The organism is Atlanticothrix silvestris CENA357, assembly GCF_016056295.1.
Lineage (GTDB): Bacteria > Cyanobacteriota > Cyanobacteriia > Cyanobacteriales > Nostocaceae > Atlanticothrix > Atlanticothrix silvestris.
The window spans coordinates 1-16,504 of sequence record NZ_JAECZB010000104.1; the positions used below are offsets into that span (position 1 = coordinate 1).

Annotated in this window: 6 protein-coding genes and 1 pseudogene; all 7 read right to left on the bottom strand. The window is 41.6% G+C overall.

Going from position 1 to position 16,504, the window contains the following annotated elements:
- Positions 1-594, bottom strand: a pseudogene (locus tag I8751_RS27590) (2-nitropropane dioxygenase); the annotation flags it as partial.
- A 265-nt stretch (positions 595-859) separates the two neighbouring features.
- Positions 860-4,186 carry a PfaB family protein gene (locus tag I8751_RS27595; protein ID WP_214442276.1) on the bottom strand — a complete coding sequence of 1,109 codons (3,327 nt, stop codon included), beginning with the start codon at positions 4,184-4,186 and terminating at the stop codon, positions 860-862.
- Between the two features lie 72 nt (positions 4,187-4,258).
- Positions 4,259-5,632, bottom strand: coding sequence for a beta-ketoacyl [acyl carrier protein] synthase domain-containing protein (locus I8751_RS27600; RefSeq protein WP_214442277.1), 1,374 nt, complete (start codon positions 5,630-5,632; stop codon positions 4,259-4,261).
- 366 nt (positions 5,633-5,998) lie between these two features.
- Positions 5,999-7,732 (bottom strand): SDR family NAD(P)-dependent oxidoreductase, encoded by a 1,734-nt coding sequence (locus I8751_RS27605; RefSeq protein WP_214442278.1) that lies wholly within the window; start codon positions 7,730-7,732, stop codon positions 5,999-6,001.
- A 426-nt stretch (positions 7,733-8,158) separates the two neighbouring features.
- Positions 8,159-13,531 carry a type I polyketide synthase gene (locus tag I8751_RS27610; RefSeq protein WP_214442279.1) on the bottom strand — a complete coding sequence of 1,791 codons (5,373 nt, stop codon included), beginning with the start codon at positions 13,529-13,531 and terminating at the stop codon, positions 8,159-8,161.
- Between the two features lie 254 nt (positions 13,532-13,785).
- Positions 13,786-14,064, bottom strand: a complete 279-nt coding sequence (locus tag I8751_RS27615; protein WP_214442280.1) for a hypothetical protein — start codon at positions 14,062-14,064, stop codon at positions 13,786-13,788.
- An 833-nt stretch (positions 14,065-14,897) separates the two neighbouring features.
- A complete protein-coding gene (locus I8751_RS27620; RefSeq protein ID WP_214442281.1) occupies positions 14,898-16,226 on the bottom strand; it encodes a ParB N-terminal domain-containing protein in 1,329 nt (442 codons plus the stop codon).
- Positions 16,227-16,504: the final 278 nt, after the last annotated feature.

Here is a 16,504-nt window from a genome sequence, read left to right on the forward strand (position 1 = left end):
TAAAAATGCCGAAGCTTCTACAGTTGTGACTTGATATTTTAGATATAAATCTACAGCCCGGCGTTCAATCGCCATATCATTAGGACTGTGAATTAAATTAAAAGCATAAGGGCCATGAGGTAAAGCTGATTGAATGCGATTAATTGCAGCTTCTAAACGCTCTGGAGTTAAACCGCCAGCACCAAAAGAACTTAAAATCTTCTCTTTACCTAAAGCAATGACCATTTCTTCAGAAGCGATACCGCCAGCCATTGCACCAGTCACATAAGCATATTTTACACCATGAAAAGAAAGAAAATTAGGATCTCCTAACTGTTGAATGCGAATAGGAGGAACAAACGTCAGCAGTTCTACCTGTGCTGTTGTGCCATTTTCAGTAGGGTATAAATAGCCCTCATTTGTTACACCAATTTTTCCAGCAACTTTCACGATGTAACAGGGTTTATCTAAAGTTAGTAATTTATCTTTAATAGCTATCTGCTCAAAAGATATATCATCTAAAGACCCTTTCCAGCTTAGATTTTGATTGTAGGTATAGGCAGAAAAGCCAAGGCCATGATCATATTTGCTCAGTAGCGTATCTACAGTGGTCACAGTAGCTATCCCTCGGATTAAAAGCAATGGATTATAAACAAGATGGGGAAAAGTTAAAGGGTAAAGGATAAAAACATAAGGATTATTTTGCCTACTATTCCACTTACTTTTTACCTTTACTCCCTCCCTTTCTATGAAGGATGAAGTTTTTCTAGTACTCTTTTGCGTAAATAAGGATACCGATTTCAAAATTTCAAACGCCTAAGATAAGATCCTTTTGACTTACGCCTTGCAGTACTAGTCTTCATCCTTCATACTTCAATTATTAGGATTCTTCATTCAATAAGTTTTCAGCACAAGCTAATTGCAGTTGAATGATTTCACTCATTTGTTTACTAAAATCTTGTCTAGCTTGTAAAAAAGCAGTATGAGATTTAGTTATCCGAGAGTTGTTGGCAGTCAGCTTTTGATACTGAGACTGATTGACATCAAACATGCTGATTGTGTTACCAAATTCGTGATTTGCAGCGGGTGAAGACGAAATGGATTCAGGAGTTGTCTGTTGAGTGGCAGTTAACTCAGAAAATTGTAATTGTTCTGAAGACTGAAAACCGTGTTCAATGATATTTTTCATTGGAAGTTCTGCTGGCTGATTTGGAGATGATGAAATGTTATGAAGATGACTATTACTGCTAGCAATTTTTTGAGAAAAAGGTATGTTTTGATGCAGTCTTTGGGAGCGATCGCGCCGTAATTTTTCAGCGATATTTTGGAAAAGTTTGCGGTTTTCTTCGCTCAAAATCGCGGCTGTAATTGAATTACCACCCAAGGTCACGGTTCTCAGGGTTGCTTTATTTTGATTGGTAGTTGCCAAAATAGGACTGTAAATTGGTGATAAATCCACAGCAACTTGATGACTGACAAGTTTTGCTAAGGCTTTAATAATAGAAGTATGATCATCCATACCTCTACGATTGAGTGATACTGTGAGGTGTTCTTTATTTTCTAGAATTTTATCAATCCATCGAGAACAAACACTACCAGCACCAGCTTCAATAAATATCCTTGCCCCATCATCGTAAACACGATTAACTAATCGCGGAAAATCGAGTTGTTGGGACAAACCTGTGGCAATACTCCGAGCAACAGTGCCATCATCGAGAGTGATTGGTTGATACTCAGCCGCAGAATAAAATACAACACCGGGAATTGTTTGCGATGGTAAAGTGTTGAGTTTTACTAACTCTTCGTACTCCGATCGCATCGCTTCGCAATGAATGACATGATCAAAAGGAGCCGGAAAAGCATTGCAACCTAAAGCTTTAATCACTCGCTGACAAGCTGTCGGTTCCCCAGCAATTAATACTTCCTCTGGTGTATTAATCTGAGTTAAGTAAACTTGCTGCTCATGTTGGAGACATGCAATCACCTGGGATGGACTAGCCATGAGTACATAGTTTACCCAGAGATTTTGTTCGCAAGCGGTAGATGTTTTTGGTAAGCCCCAATACTCACGCACGGCATTTTTTGGGCCAGATAAGCGCTCGCCAAACAAAGCCGATGAGTTAAAGCTATTACTACCTTGATAAAAATTGCTCCAAACTCCTTGAGCAACCATCATGCTGGTTTCACCCAAGCTATAGCCAAACACATATTTGGGTTTGACTTGAAAATCATCACGAATAATTGTAGTGATGATTCTGGTAAAAAACATTTCCGCTTCAAACATTGCTAGGGAGTCATCTAGCAATCGCTTTTCGAGAGTTTCTAGTTGTCTGATGGATAACTTATTTAAGCTTCTAGGGAAAACTAGCCTCTCAACGTCAGCAGCACGTTTGTAAATACTTTTAACCATTGAGTCATCGTGGACTCTGGGAAACAAGTGAAATAAATTACGACCGATACCAACGTAAGAATTGACCGCTGCTGGATAAACGTAAGCGATCGCCCCTTTTTTACCCAATGGGTTAGCTGTAAAGTAACTACCAACAGGTGTTTGCCAATCTGTACCTCGTTCAAAAGCATTATTGATACCTTTACGAGCAGATTCAATCTCTTTAAGTAATTCTTTTGTGTTACGTCCAGCGATCGCTAGGGTGTATTTAGCCTCCTGCTGAAAGTTAGTGAAAATCTGACTAGCAGTAGTTGACAAGTTAGAACTATTTTCGATGCTTTTTTGGAGACTATCCAAAGCCTCTAATAAAGTTGAGCGTCCATCACCTGCTACAGGAAGCAGATAAAAAGGCATTTGCTCTAAATACTTACTGCTGTACTTCTGTTGCTCAGATTCTTCCGACAAGATCACATGAGCATAAGTACCATCACACCCCATACCATTGACTGCTGCGACTCTCTTTGTCGAGTCTTTAGCCAAAAACCAAGGTCTAGATTCTGTAGCGACATAGAAAGGACTACCTTGCCAAACTTCTGGGGTTTTGACACCAGACCAGTTGGGGGTGGCGGGAATGTATTTGTGATAGAGACACAAAGCTGTTTTGATCAGACTGGCAATACCAGAAGCTACATGAGTATGACCGATATTGGCCTTGACGCTACCAATTGCACAGTGCAAACCATTACCTACAGCAGGATAAGCTTGCACCAATCCGATGATTTCGGCTGTGTCTTCTTGGGGAACACCACTACCGCAAACCTCTACATACTTAACTTCGGCGGGTTGAATCCCAGCTGTTTGGAAAGCTTGGTTACAAACTTCAGAAGTAGCCGAAACTGGCCCAAAGCTCACAGCATCAACAACTGCATAGATGCGATCGCCGTTTGCTTTAGCAATATCATGACGCTTGAGAACAACTGCGCCAGCACCCTCACCGACTGTCCAACCATTGGCCTTTTGGTCATAACTCAAGGTGTTAGCACCAGTGTTAATTTTTGACCATTGGTTTCGTAGTAAAACGCTTTCTACCCCACCAACCAAATCGACAGCACCAACAACCACTGCGTCTGCTTCTTCGGTAGCCAGGAGCATTTGTGCTAATTCCAATGCCTTGAAAGCAGAGGTTTCCACCGCAGTGATGGTAAATGCTGGCCCGCTGAAATTCCATAAAGAGGAAATCCGACTCGCCATAATGTTGGCGATGTAACTCAAGTATTCACCAATCTCTACTTGATGATGGATACTATCTTTGACGATGGTTTCTAGTTGGGCAATTTGCTCTGTAGGCAAAGTAATTTCCGCAGCATTTAAGCCATCTTTAATTTGCCAAGACAAGTTCCATCGTTGTTGTAGCTGATGGACAGATAGTTCTGTCTCCGCAGCAATAATTACAGCGACATTACCACCTTCTGGAATGTTGGCATCTTTGAGGGCGCGATCGGCTACTTTCAGTAGTAGTATTTGTTGTGGGTTGAGTTGTTCTACTTCGTTGGGCGGGATTTTATAAGCTAAGGTATCAATGTCAAAGTCTTGAATGTAAGCTCCTGTTGGGGCTTTGCCGTCTGCTAATCCGTATTCTTGGAGTAAGTCTTTTTGTTCTTCTATGCCGTACCATCTTTGAGGCGGTAAGGGGATGAAGTGCTGTTTGCCTTCATAAATACTGCGTTCAAAGGTATCTAAGTCTTTGCATTCGCCAAAAAAGGCATCCATGCCGACAATGACGATTTTGTCGGTGGTGTTATTTTGGGGTTTTAACATTATGAACAAGGTGGGAGGGATGGATTTGTCTCACGCAAAGGCGCAAAGGCGCAAAGAAGAAGAGATTAAGTTTTATGCTTCATTCTTTCTGGGATTTTCTTTTTCTAGAATCAGGTGGGAGTTTGTACCACCAAAGCCGAAGGCGCTTAGGGCGGCATATTTTTTAATAGAATTATTAGGCCAAGGGGTGGGAGTTGTGACTATTTTTTCGGGAGAAATAACGTTATTTTCGTCTTCTAAGGGTTCTGTGACGTTAATGGTTGGTGGAATTGTGTTATGAGACATGCTGAGTATTGCTTTAGTCAAACTGACCATGCCAGCAGCAACTAGTAAGTGTCCGACGTTTGCTTTGGTTGAACCTATTAAAGGGGCTGCTTGGTGTTGACCAAAAAAGGTTTTTATCGAATTAAATTCGGTGGTATCTCCTAGTAAGGTGCCAGTGGCGTGACACTCCATATAATCGATCGCTTGAGGAGAAAGTTGTGCTTCGGTATAGGCTCGTTCAAAAGCTAAGCTTTGCCCTTTAGAATTAGGGCTGAGTAAGTGTTTGCCTTTACCATCGTTGGAAAGTCCAGTACCGCAAACGGTAGCTAAGATGCGATCGCCATCTCTGACGGCATCACTATATCTTTTGAGTACAACCATGCCGATGCCTTCGGCTGTCACTAGTCCTCGTGATTTTTTATCTAAAGGGCTGCTAATACCGTTTTCTGGATATCCTTGAATACCAGAAAATAGCATCCGTAGAAATAGGGGATCTGTACAACTGATTGCCCCCGCTAACATCAAATCAGCTTTGCCCGATTGTAGGTAATGGGATGCCATTTTAATTGCATAAAATGACGAGGAACAAGCAGCGTCTATACAGAAATGAGTAGTAGATAAAGAAAAAGCTTGAGCGACTAAAGCAGCTGGAAAGCCACAGATCATCGAATTGTGCAAGGCTGGTTTCGCTGTTGTTGGTAAACCAGCTAAATGGAAATCTTGATCTTGCAAAAGTTCTGCGATCGCACCATTCATGGTTTGCTGATAAATGGGCGAAACTAATTGATTAGAAAATTTGGTAGGTAAAGATAAAGCTCCTAAAATTACGCCACATTTGGAGAGAATATTATTGTTACCCCAATAGCCACTATGCATAATTGCTTGTTTAGCTGCATACAATGACCATTTAAAGGTGTTGTCTAATCCTTCTAGTAATGCTGCTGGGAGATTATATTCGCTAGGATCAAATTTAAAGTTGCGAACAAATCCTCCCTTACGGAAGTAAAATTTTTCCGGTTTCCCCTTGACTGGATCGTAAAATATTGTGGGGTTTACACCCATTTCATCAACTGTTACAGATGATGTAGAATCTTTGGCTTCAGTAAGATTATGCCAAAATTGTTCAGGATTGTTAGCATCAGGAAAGAGGCATGATAATCCGATGATGGCTATTTTTTCCACTATTGATATCCTCGTTGGGGTATTAGGCGATAGGGGAATTTTTAGGGCAGCCAGAAGGATTTACGCTCCCTAAATATTATTCCCAAACTTGAAAGGATTACGCTATTCCCCGAAGGTGACAGGATTTTTATCTCACGCAGAGACGCAGAGGCGCAAAGAAAGAAAAGAAAGGAGTAAATACAATACTAGTCTACTATAGCAATCCTAAAGGTTTAGTGAAATTTTGACACTTTGATTTTTTCGTTGTGTCTTCTATGTCTCAACGAAGTTTATTAGTAGCGGCTCTGCTACTAAGATTTCACTATTACGAATTACGAATTACGAATTACGAATTAGTAATTACCTTTATGGTTGCTATAGAAGTACTTACTTAGGCTTGTGTAAGTTCATTGGTGCAATGACTGCTTTTGCTCCTAAGATACGTGAATATATTTTTCCTTCGCGATCGTGGAGGATAAAGTTAGCTGTTGCGCTGGTTGCTGTTTTCCCTTCAATTTCGCAAGTTACATAAAAAGGTGCGTTGCAGGGTACGGCTCTATACTGTTCGGAATGTGTTAATTGTCCTGGTAAACAAACTTCTTGATGATAGTGGTTCAACCAAATCCATAAGGATTGTGTACTCAAGTCGGTTGTGTAAGGATTGTGCCATTGTACAGGGAATTGTCCTTGCTGTTGGGCTGTGATTTCTGGCCAACAGCATTCGATAGTAATTTTTTGAGGACTAATATTTAAAACTCTGGTGATTTGTTGAAATGCTGGCCCATGAAATAGGGACGAATCTCCATTTTGATAAAAATCTTTACCAGTGGTGGTTATGGTGTGATCTTCGGTAAAATTTGCAGATTCATAAATGGGAGCATCTGGCATTTGTCGTATCAGTTTAATCAGCGATTTATAATGAAAATGAGTTTTTCCGGCGGCATTTTTACTTAAGATAGTTGTTTGAAATTCTACAAATTCAGCATCAGTTTTTGCAATTTCTTGTAGTTCGAGGATGTGTTCGCTGGGAGAGTTTTCACCGAAAGTAATTCCCTTCAAAACTTTGAAGTCTTTGCAACGCAAATATCGATAACCTGGATAAAGTTCTTCACAAGCATTAATCATCCAGGACATGGCACAGGTAGCTGGTAAGACTGGAGTGCCAGCGATCGCATGATCGTGTAAAAAGGGATTAGCTTCTAATGTCATCCGGCGACGGATACGATAACTGCGTAGTTCTGGGTCTAAGGGTGCTGGTGGTCGTATGCTGGGACTACCGATAACTACTTGTGTGGTTTCGTGATAAGCGGGATGCAGTTCGTTTACCAACATTTTTGTGCCAACTTCCACCGGAATAATCTCAATTCCTCGTTCTGCAAAAGCTTTTTTGAGTTCTGGTGTCACCATCCCGCTATCCCAGCCTCCCCAATTAATCGCTACGACGTGACACTGAGGATAGTTTTGCTTAATTAAATGGGCTGATTTGTTGAGAATTTCGTTAGCGATCGCATAATCAGATTGCCCCATGTTACCGTAAAAGCCGCTGACGGAAGAAAACAATACTAGCTGTTCTAGTTGACTGGGGTTGACGCAAGTAAGTAGATTTTCTAGTCCCTGAACTTTGGCTGTATAAACTTTTTCAAAATCTTGGTCGGTTTTCTTTTCGATTAATTTATCGGCTAAATTTCCTGCGCCATGGATAATGCCTGTAATGGCTCCTGTACGCTCAACCGCTGCGGCTAATTTTGTTTGTAAGTCGGCGACATTTGTAACATCAACGCTAATATATTCTGCTTGAGCGCCTGTTTGTTGAATTGCAGCTAGGGTTTTTTTAATTTCTCGGCTGGAAGCAATCTTGTTATATATTTTCTGCACACTCATGGGTGTAGGCTTTTCACCTTGAGTCAGCAGATTCTCCATGATGCGTTTTTTTAATGCCGATTCTTCAAAACAATCTTGAACAAAATCCGGCTCATTATCCAAGACTTCAGAACGACCGAGAAGAATGAATTTGCAAGGTTGATGCTGTGCCATTTCGATGGTGCATTGAGCCGTAATTCCTTTTGCACCACCGCTGACAAGAAAAACCGATGAAGGACGAACCTGTGTTGGTGTGGTCATAGTTGTTGGGAAATTTTGCAGCTTATTTTTATAGGAGGAAGATCGGGTAAAGGGGGAAACTCTGGTAAATCAGGAAGTTCTGGTACAGTTGCAGGCTTAGGCTTAGGCTTAGGTGTAGTAGGAAGCTCTGGTAAAGAAGGGAACTCCGGTAAATTTGGTTGCATACTCTTTCAATTTCAGTAGTGAAGATGCAGAATAGGATGTTTGGATGCAGGAGTTCCCTTTTTCTCTCTGCGCTCTCTGCGTCTCTGTGGTTAAATAAATTACTTTTAAACCAATACGGTTCAGTTAAGCATTTATTTCTTCTCTCTGCGTCCTTGGCGTTCTTGGCGGTTCGTTAAAAAAATGACTTTGACAAAGAGTTTTAGCCTTAACTGAACTGTATTGACTTTTAAACCGCAGAGGCACAAAGTACACAGAGACTCTTTATTTCTCGAAGGAAGCAGTTAAAGTGAATCGTCCTTGTGAACCGTAAGCAACTTCAGAAATATATAGATTTGGGTCGTGTAGCTCGGCGATGATGTGTTGTGCTGACTGTTGAGTATCTAAAGTGGGACTCAAGTCGATCGCGCGAGAAAACACTTTTGGCCATTCCCATCTCAGGGTCTTGATTAATCCGAATAAACCAGCGCCTATTGCCGCGAAGTTGCTGTTATGTTCTAATCCGAAGGCTCCATCTAAACGAGTCACGCTTAAGAAACAACTACGTTCGTAACGCACTGCTTCATTGAGGGATTTTTTCAAATGCTTCGCCATAAAGAACACATGCTTGACGATCGCCTTTTCTGGTTCTAGATAAGAAATTCTCTCGGTGTGGCTCGTTGCAAATACAGGATGGATGTGGATGAATGCCCCAACCGTGCCGACGTTAGTAGCGATCGCTGATAATTTGTGTTGTAGTAGTTCTTCACTCATATCGGCTAACACTACGCGTTCTACTCCTGCGGGTAATGGCGATTGCTGAGGAACAAGCGATTGGGGAAAACTTAAAACTACTACCTTCCAGCCGCGATCGATTAGAGATTGAGCTACTTGAGAGGTGGTAAGGGAACCATCATCGGTGATTAAACCGATGTGTCCCTCTGGTAATGTGAAATCTAAACTATCTGGTGGGGGTAGAAATTTTAGTTTGGCTGGACGACGGGTAACATTGTCGATTATCTGGACTGGTTGATAGTTCAGCTCAGGCTGAGAGTTTTTTTTTTGACTTCCAGCCAACTTCTGGAGATAATCAACAATTTGACCAATGGTGCGGAGTTCTCCCAATTCTTCGATATTGGGTTGGGGTAAGTTGGGATACATTTCTTGCATCGCCCCTAAGATTTCCACCCGCTTGATGGAGTCAATCCCTAAGTCTGCTTCCATATCCATTTCCAGTTCCAGCATCTCTACTGGGTAGCCAGTCTTATCACTGGTGATGGCTAGTAGAGTTTGACCTAAGTCTGCATACTCATTGACATCTGTAGTTTCTGGTTCTGTGCTGACTGGAGATTGGGGAGACAGGGTTTCCGCAAGAGGGACGGAAATTGGAGATGGGATAGATGCTTCAACTAATTCTGGAGTTGCAGGAATTGCTACTTCTACAGAACCACTGCTACCAGCATGGGATTGCAGATATTCTACAACTTGACCAATGGTGCGCTTTTCAGCCAATTCTTCTAGGTTTGGCTTGGGTAAATCAGGATACATTTCCTGTAGCGCTCCTAGAATTTCCACCCGCTTGATGGAGTCAATACCTAAATCTGCCTCCATATCCATGTCTAGTTCCAGCATCTCTACTGGGTAGCCGGTCTTATCGCTGGTGATGGCTAACAAATTTGCACTCAAGTTAGTGATATCAACCGTAGATGCAGGTGCGGATACGACAGTCTCTGGAATTGGGGAAGCTACAGGCTGAGGTTGAGTTTCTACAACTGGTGTAGCAGGTGTTGGGGCTACAGGTTGAGTTTCTACGACTGGTGTAGCAGGTGTGGCGATTACAGGCTCTGGTTGAATTTCCCAAGTTGCGGGGGTGGGAGTTACAGGCTGGGGTTGAATTTCCCAACTTACAGGTTCGTCGGCTATTTTGGAACCATTATTGGTAACAGGTGTATCGGTGAAATTTACGAACTGTTGGCGATCGCTTATTGTCTCGACTGGTTGAGCGCTTGCTTCACCAGAGAGAATCTGAGCATATTCTTGTTGAATCAGTTGGAAAAAGTTTTTGGCGTATTCTACCTGCTCCAAAAGATACTGTTCATGGATGCGTAAGGTTTCACCTTGTTGGGCGTGAAACTGCATCATACTGCGTTCTACACTTTCTTTCACAACTAGCTTCAGTTGCGATGCTGTTTCTGCCGAAGACTTAGCGTTAGCTAACAAAGAATGCTGCTGCTGCATCAGTTGGAAAAACGTTTTAGTGTATTCCATCTGATGGTTGAGGTAAGTTCCGTGAACTTGTAAATTATCAGCTTGATTTTGCTGAAACTGTGTCAGCAGATATTCTAGACTTTCTAGCATCCGCTGATAATTTCCAGGTTTTTCTGGTGTTTGCATCTTTGACTCCTGGGCTAGTTGATGTGAAAGGGTCGCAGGATTCATGGCAGGCTTTTGTAGTGTGGTAATACTAGATGCGGAGAAGTTAGTGGCGTTAGAGGAAAATTCGCTAAGTGTGGTTGCAGCAGTAGCAACACGCCCATGACCATTACTTTCTTTGATCGACTTAGTGGGAGCAATACTCGCAGATAACTCAGGGATAGAGTGGTTTAATGATGCTTGTACAGTTGCCGATGCAGCAGGTGAACTAACTTGATGACCATTTTGCAAAGCTTCAGCAAAGGCATTCTTGGTTTTTTCTGAGCGATAGTTGATGCCGTTTAAACGTACATTCAACGCTTTCTTTTTCTCGGTGGCGGGAAGTGCGGGTTGAGCTTGATAAGGATCGAGATTTTTTAAATCTAAACCTAGTACACGCAACTGCACCACTGCTTCTTTGAGGGAGCGATCGCTGTTCTTTTGGGTGCTGGGGTTCAAGGCTACGGTAATATGAGGGCGATCGCCAAGGATATCTTTTACCAAGTTGGTCAAAATTCTCTTGGGGCCAAATTCAACGAAGCAAGTGCCGCCAGCAGCATAAATATTTTCAATTTCCTGTTTAAACAACACCGAGTTAGAAAGGTGAGTTTCCAGGATTTTTTGCATCCCTTGGGGTTCTTGGGGATACGGCTTGCCAGTGACGTTGCTGAAAACAGGAATTTTGGGATTATTAAACTTAACTGACTTAGTAGCGATCGCAAAGGATTTCTGAGCAAAGGCAATCAGCGATGTATGGAAAGCAGCGGAGACAGGTAACAATACAGCAGCGCATCCTTGATCGTGCAAAGCCTGACGGACTTTTGCAATTTCTGCGGTTGGCCCTGCCAAGACAAACTGCACGGGAGAATTAAAGTTAGCAATCTTGACCTGGGGATAATGCCGGATAACTGCTTCTATTTTGCTAATGTCTTCTTTGACAGCCAGCATACTGCCCGCATCGTGATCGGGGTCTTCTGGAGCTGCCATTGCTTGACCTCTAGCTTTCACCAAGAACAGATAATCTTGGTCATTCAAAACACCCGCAGCCCATAAAGCTGTAAGTTCGCCAAAGCTATGTCCGGCAACAAAGTCTGATTTAAATCCAGCTTGTTGCAATATCGAATAAAGCCCGGCGCTCAATATACCAATGGCTGGCTGAGCATATTCTGTGCGTTGTAAGGCGGCAATTTGGGCATTTTTTTCTGCCTCATCAAATACAGGATTAGGGAAAACTATTTCGGATAGCGGGCGCAAATTATCTTTGATTAACAGGCTATCCATATAACCATGTAGACGGCGCATGAGCGGAAAATTCATCACCAATTCCCGCCCCATCTCCAAGTATTGTGAACCTTGTCCAGAGAATAAAGCTACAACTTTACCGCCCAATTCCATACCAGAGGAACGATAGTAAATTCCTTGGGGATGCTCCCAAGATATTGCTGCGCCTTTGTGTTTTAGCCAGTCGATACTAATTTGCATCAATTTACAAGCTTCTTGCACATTCTCGGCAACAAATCCCACTCTGGCAGCCACCTTGGGAATTTCCACTGATTGGCACTCTTGGATTAATTGTGCGTAATGTCTGTCTCCATTTTCTGATTGCAACTTACCTAAACTTTCTTCGCATTTGCTCAATAGTTGGGCAGTATTGGGAGCAAATAACAAAACTTCACGGGGGCTGTTATGTAAGCGGTAGGGACTGTTTTGTTCGGTTTCGTGTTCTTCTAAAACGACGTGGTAGTTAGTACCACCGAAGCCGAAAGAACTCACACCAGCACGTCTTGGGGCATCTCCTTCTGCCTTAATCCAAGGTCTGGTTTCGGTGTTCAAATAAAATGCTGAGTTCTTAATATTAAGTTTGGGGTTTGGCTCAGTAATATTAATTGTGGCTGGTAAGATTTTGTGATGCAGTGCCAAAGCGGTTTTAATTAAGCTTGCTGCACCCGCAGCCGCTTTTGTATGTCCAATTTGCGATTTAACGCTACCCAAAGCGATGTGTTGTTTTTTGGGGTCGTGTTCACCAAAGAAGTCTCTTAAAGATCCAAACTCGGTGGGGTCGCCAGCCATTGTACCTGTGCCATGCGCTTCCATTAAACCAACGGTGGCGGGAGAAAAGCCGGCATCATCATAAGCACGCTCTAAGGCTTTGACTTGGCCTTCTTTACGGGGAGCATAAATACTCTTGTAGCGCCCATCGCTAGAAGTACCGATACCTTTAATGACGGCGTAAATTTTATCTTGGTCGCGTTCTGCATCTTCGAGGCGCTTCAGCACAATCATGCCGATACCTTCACCCAACATCATCCCATCAGATTTAGCATCGAAGGGTTTGACGCTCTCGCTGGGAGAAACTGCTGGGGTTTTGCTGAAGGAGATGTAAGCCATGATGGTGTTGTCAGTATCCACACCACCAGTTAGCATCATGTCCGAGCGATGCTCTACTAGTTCGCTAATCGCCATTTTTAAAGCGCCGAAGGAACTCGCACAAGCAGCATCAACTACACAGTTCATACCGCCAAAGTTCAAGCGGTTGGCAATTCGTCCCGCGACTACGTTAGCCAACATTCCAGGAAAAGCGTTTTCATCCCACTTGACGTAGGCGCTTTTGATTTTATCGATAATTTTTTGTGTATCTTCATCGGATAGCCCACTGCTCTTGAGAGCTTTTTCCCAAATGGGATATTCTAAACGAGCTGAAAGTGGCATTCCCAGTTGCTTGGCCATAGCCACGCCTAAAATTACCCCTGTAGTCTCGCGGCTAAATTCACGAGATTCGCCATAGCCTGCGTCTTCCATAGCTTCTTTCGCAACTACTAAGCTTAATAGTTGCGATACATCTGTAACTTCTAAGATGCTGGGAGGAATGCCAAATTCCATTGGGTTAAAGTCCACCTCTGGAATAAACCCGCCTCTTTTACAGTAGGTTTTATCTTCTGGTGTTCTGGGATTAGGGTCATAATAATCTTCTACGCTCCAATGTGTGTCAGGCACATCGGTAATACAATCAAGTTTGTTAACAATATTTTGCCAATATTCTCGTAAGTTTCTGGCTTTAGGAAACAGAGAAGCCATACCAACAATGGCTATAGGATTTTGTTGGAGTTGTCTATTAATTTTGTTAATTGACACTGGTTTTTCCACCTTCATTTTTTTTCCCTCAATAAACCTAATCAAATCTTTTTCACAACTGTTGATCTGAGCTTCTAACTCCGCCAAGGCAGTATCAATTGAATAAGCAGACATAGGACATAGACTATTCTTGAGTACTGTGGATAGTGAAGCTACAGTAATTGCTGTTGCTTACTAAAAATGGACTATCTGTTCTTGTAAGCAGCTGGTTATCTTATCTGCGATCGCTTCGGTGCGGGCGCGCCACAGGTAAGGTTCAATGCTAAAGGATAAAGGATGAAAAAAGACAATAACGAATAGATACAATCCCAAAATAATAATCAAAGCTGAAGGATAAAATTAATACTTCGAACTTCATTTTTCATTCTTCAAACAGCGCTCGACTCTTGATGTTGTGGCAGTAGGTCGATGACGTTGTTAAAACTGGTAAAATAGTCTTGGAGTGCGTTAGCTGCTTGACCAGTGAATTCAACCCATTCGTAATGATAAAGTTCTTGAGCAATTGTATCCTGCTGGAACAATGGAAACTTAGGAGTAGCTATTAAGACAGAAACGCTTTTTTCTCCCAAACTAGTTTGATTATCTAGCCGAACCGCAGCAACGTAGCTGGTGTTAATGACAACGTTCTGTATCTTGATAAATGCCATAGCCAGTTTCAACGTCCAGGATAATGTATTTTATGGAATTTGACCAAGAAGAGTTGACAAGTTCGTTACAGAAAAGACATCACCTTTACTCCGAATTCATACAGATTTGTGAACAAATACTCAACCATTTGTAAGGTGATGTCAAGGCGGTTTCGGTTAGTTTTGGCTTTTCCACGCTCAATCAAATAACTAATTTTCCTTGCCGCTTTAAAACGTTTGAATTAATAAAAAGATTAGCACACTTCATAGAAACTAAATCATTTATTTAAAGTAAATTTAGAAAAAAGCTGGCTACTCGTTAATGAAAAGCGTCAATAAAATATCAAACATAAGTATAATTCATGGCTGGAGATCAGTAATTGAAGCGAGAGTTAATTAAGGCTACAACGTTAATTAATCGTTGATTTAGAAGACATTACAAATATTCTGCATTCAAGTGGTAACTAAATAAATACACATATCAAAGTTCCTAACTATCAGTATTTATTTTTCAGCAGAACATCATAATTGAACAATATTTGTTGATGGTTTTTAAATATAAAATGCTCATAAGAAACAAGTAGTTGTTTATAAAGCAAATATTAATTTTGGAAATAGTGCGTCATAAACAACATATAAATGACTTGTTATGAATCAAAAAGATTGCATTTTTATAAATTAACATTTGACAAACAAGTTACAGATTTACCACTAGCTTTATGAGTCAAAAATCAAAGATAAATACTCATATTTGCGAATACAACTAAATAGACCACAATCAATGAAAATTCTTATCAGACGCGATAAATCACGTCTCTACATGAGGCTTTTTGGCTTAACTGAACGGTATTGCCCTATTTCCCAAGTTTCTGTGCTTGCTTCCCAGTCCATTTCTGCCACCGTAAAATGCCGCGACTCACCAATTCGGGATGATTATCTCCGATAAAACAGATACGTCCCATCCTTTCGCAAGCAACAAGAATTTCGCCGTGTCCCATAAATGGAGCAATAACAAAATTATTTTGATTGGTATATAAATTGATTAAGTAGTTGACAATGCCCTCTACTCCTTCAATATTAATTGGTGTCTGTGGTTTAGATATTGATTGATGCGAAAAAATGCCTACGTAGAGATTGCCCAAAACTAATTCGTATTGAAAGGGCATTTGACTACATTTGTAAAATTCATAAATGTTACCTTCTGATCGCAGCACAGCGACAACCCGTGCTTCATCTATTAAGTAATTATGCTCCCAATTAGAAGAAAGAGTAGCGATCGCCAAAGCTGCGTCTGAAGGAAGTAAATTACGGAATTTTTGAGTCGAAGTATCGCCACAATAAACCAAATGCCTACCTAGTATCCATTCTTCACCGACTTTAACTGTAGCGATCGCAGATTGTTCACTTGGCGGTTCTAGCTGGTGTTGGTTTTTCTTGAGAGCTAATTTAGCTTCTCGCTGTGCCAATGCACTTTTATGTGCTAAGGTCTGTAATTCTTTTTGCTTATTCTTGAACTCAATTATTAACTGTGCTTGCCGTTCGGCTTCTTTGATATCTCCTTGAGCTTGGGCTAACTCTAAAGCCCTTTGTGCTGTTTCGGCCAAGGTGCGTTCTTTACTACCAGCCCTAGCTATCTTCAATAATGCTGTAGGACTATCGGCGATCGCTGTACCCTTAATTATTCGTTTAACTTCTGGGTGGATGCCTTTAGCAATCTGCTTACCATGCTGAAAAGTGCGCTCTGAGTATCCTACTTCTTTGGCAAACTCTACAGTTCGTTTGGGAGGTGGTGAAATCATTTCACCACCTTTGAGGGTATGTTGGTTATCACCTACTTTTGCCCTCAGACCCATGCGATCGAGAATTTGATCTCGCTCTAACCAAAGTTCTGAACGCTGCAGCGGTTCTAGCTCATTGCGAATTAGATTCTCATCAATCTCGGCTAAACGAGCTTGGTCAGAATCTTGATAGTTAACAACATTACACTCAACTGCCTCTAATCCCAAAAGCTTACAGGCAGTTAACCGATGCAGTCCGGCAATCAAATTGTACTTTTGATCTACTGTAATTGGGTTTAATAAACCATTAGTCTTAATTGATTCTTTTAACTCCTTAACTTTTTCGCCCTTGACCGGACGGCGATTGAGACCAATTTGAATCTGGTCTATGGGCACTATAGGCATAATTATTATTTTTCAAAGCAGTCAGTCAAAACACTAACAAGACAATTTAGATACACCTAATATATGCTCAATATTATAATTTGGCTGACAAAACCAATGAGAATGTCTTATGGTACACAACTATGATTACAGCAATTGTTTAATAATACCAAAACTACTTGTAGCGCTTCTCGCCAAGGACTAGAAAAGAAGCAGGAAAGAAGCAAGAGGGGAAAAGGGTAAAGGATGAAAAAACCAACCCTTTAACCCTGCCCCTTATCCCCAAAGGGGGCCCCACC

Excerpts from the sequence above, each read along its gene's own strand:
- I8751_RS27595 (WP_214442276.1), bottom strand. The coding sequence starts at position 4,186 with ATGTTAAAACCCCAAAATAACACCACCGACAAAATCGTCATTGTCGGC.
- I8751_RS27605 (WP_214442278.1), bottom strand. The coding sequence starts at position 7,732 with ATGACCACACCAACACAGGTTCGTCCTTCATCGGTTTTTCTTGTCAGC.
- I8751_RS27610 (WP_214442279.1), bottom strand. The coding sequence starts at position 13,531 with ATGTCTGCTTATTCAATTGATACTGCCTTGGCGGAGTTAGAAGCTCAG.
- I8751_RS27615 (WP_214442280.1), bottom strand. The coding sequence starts at position 14,064 with ATGGCATTTATCAAGATACAGAACGTTGTCATTAACACCAGCTACGTT.
- I8751_RS27620 (WP_214442281.1), bottom strand. The coding sequence starts at position 16,226 with ATGCCTATAGTGCCCATAGACCAGATTCAAATTGGTCTCAATCGCCGT.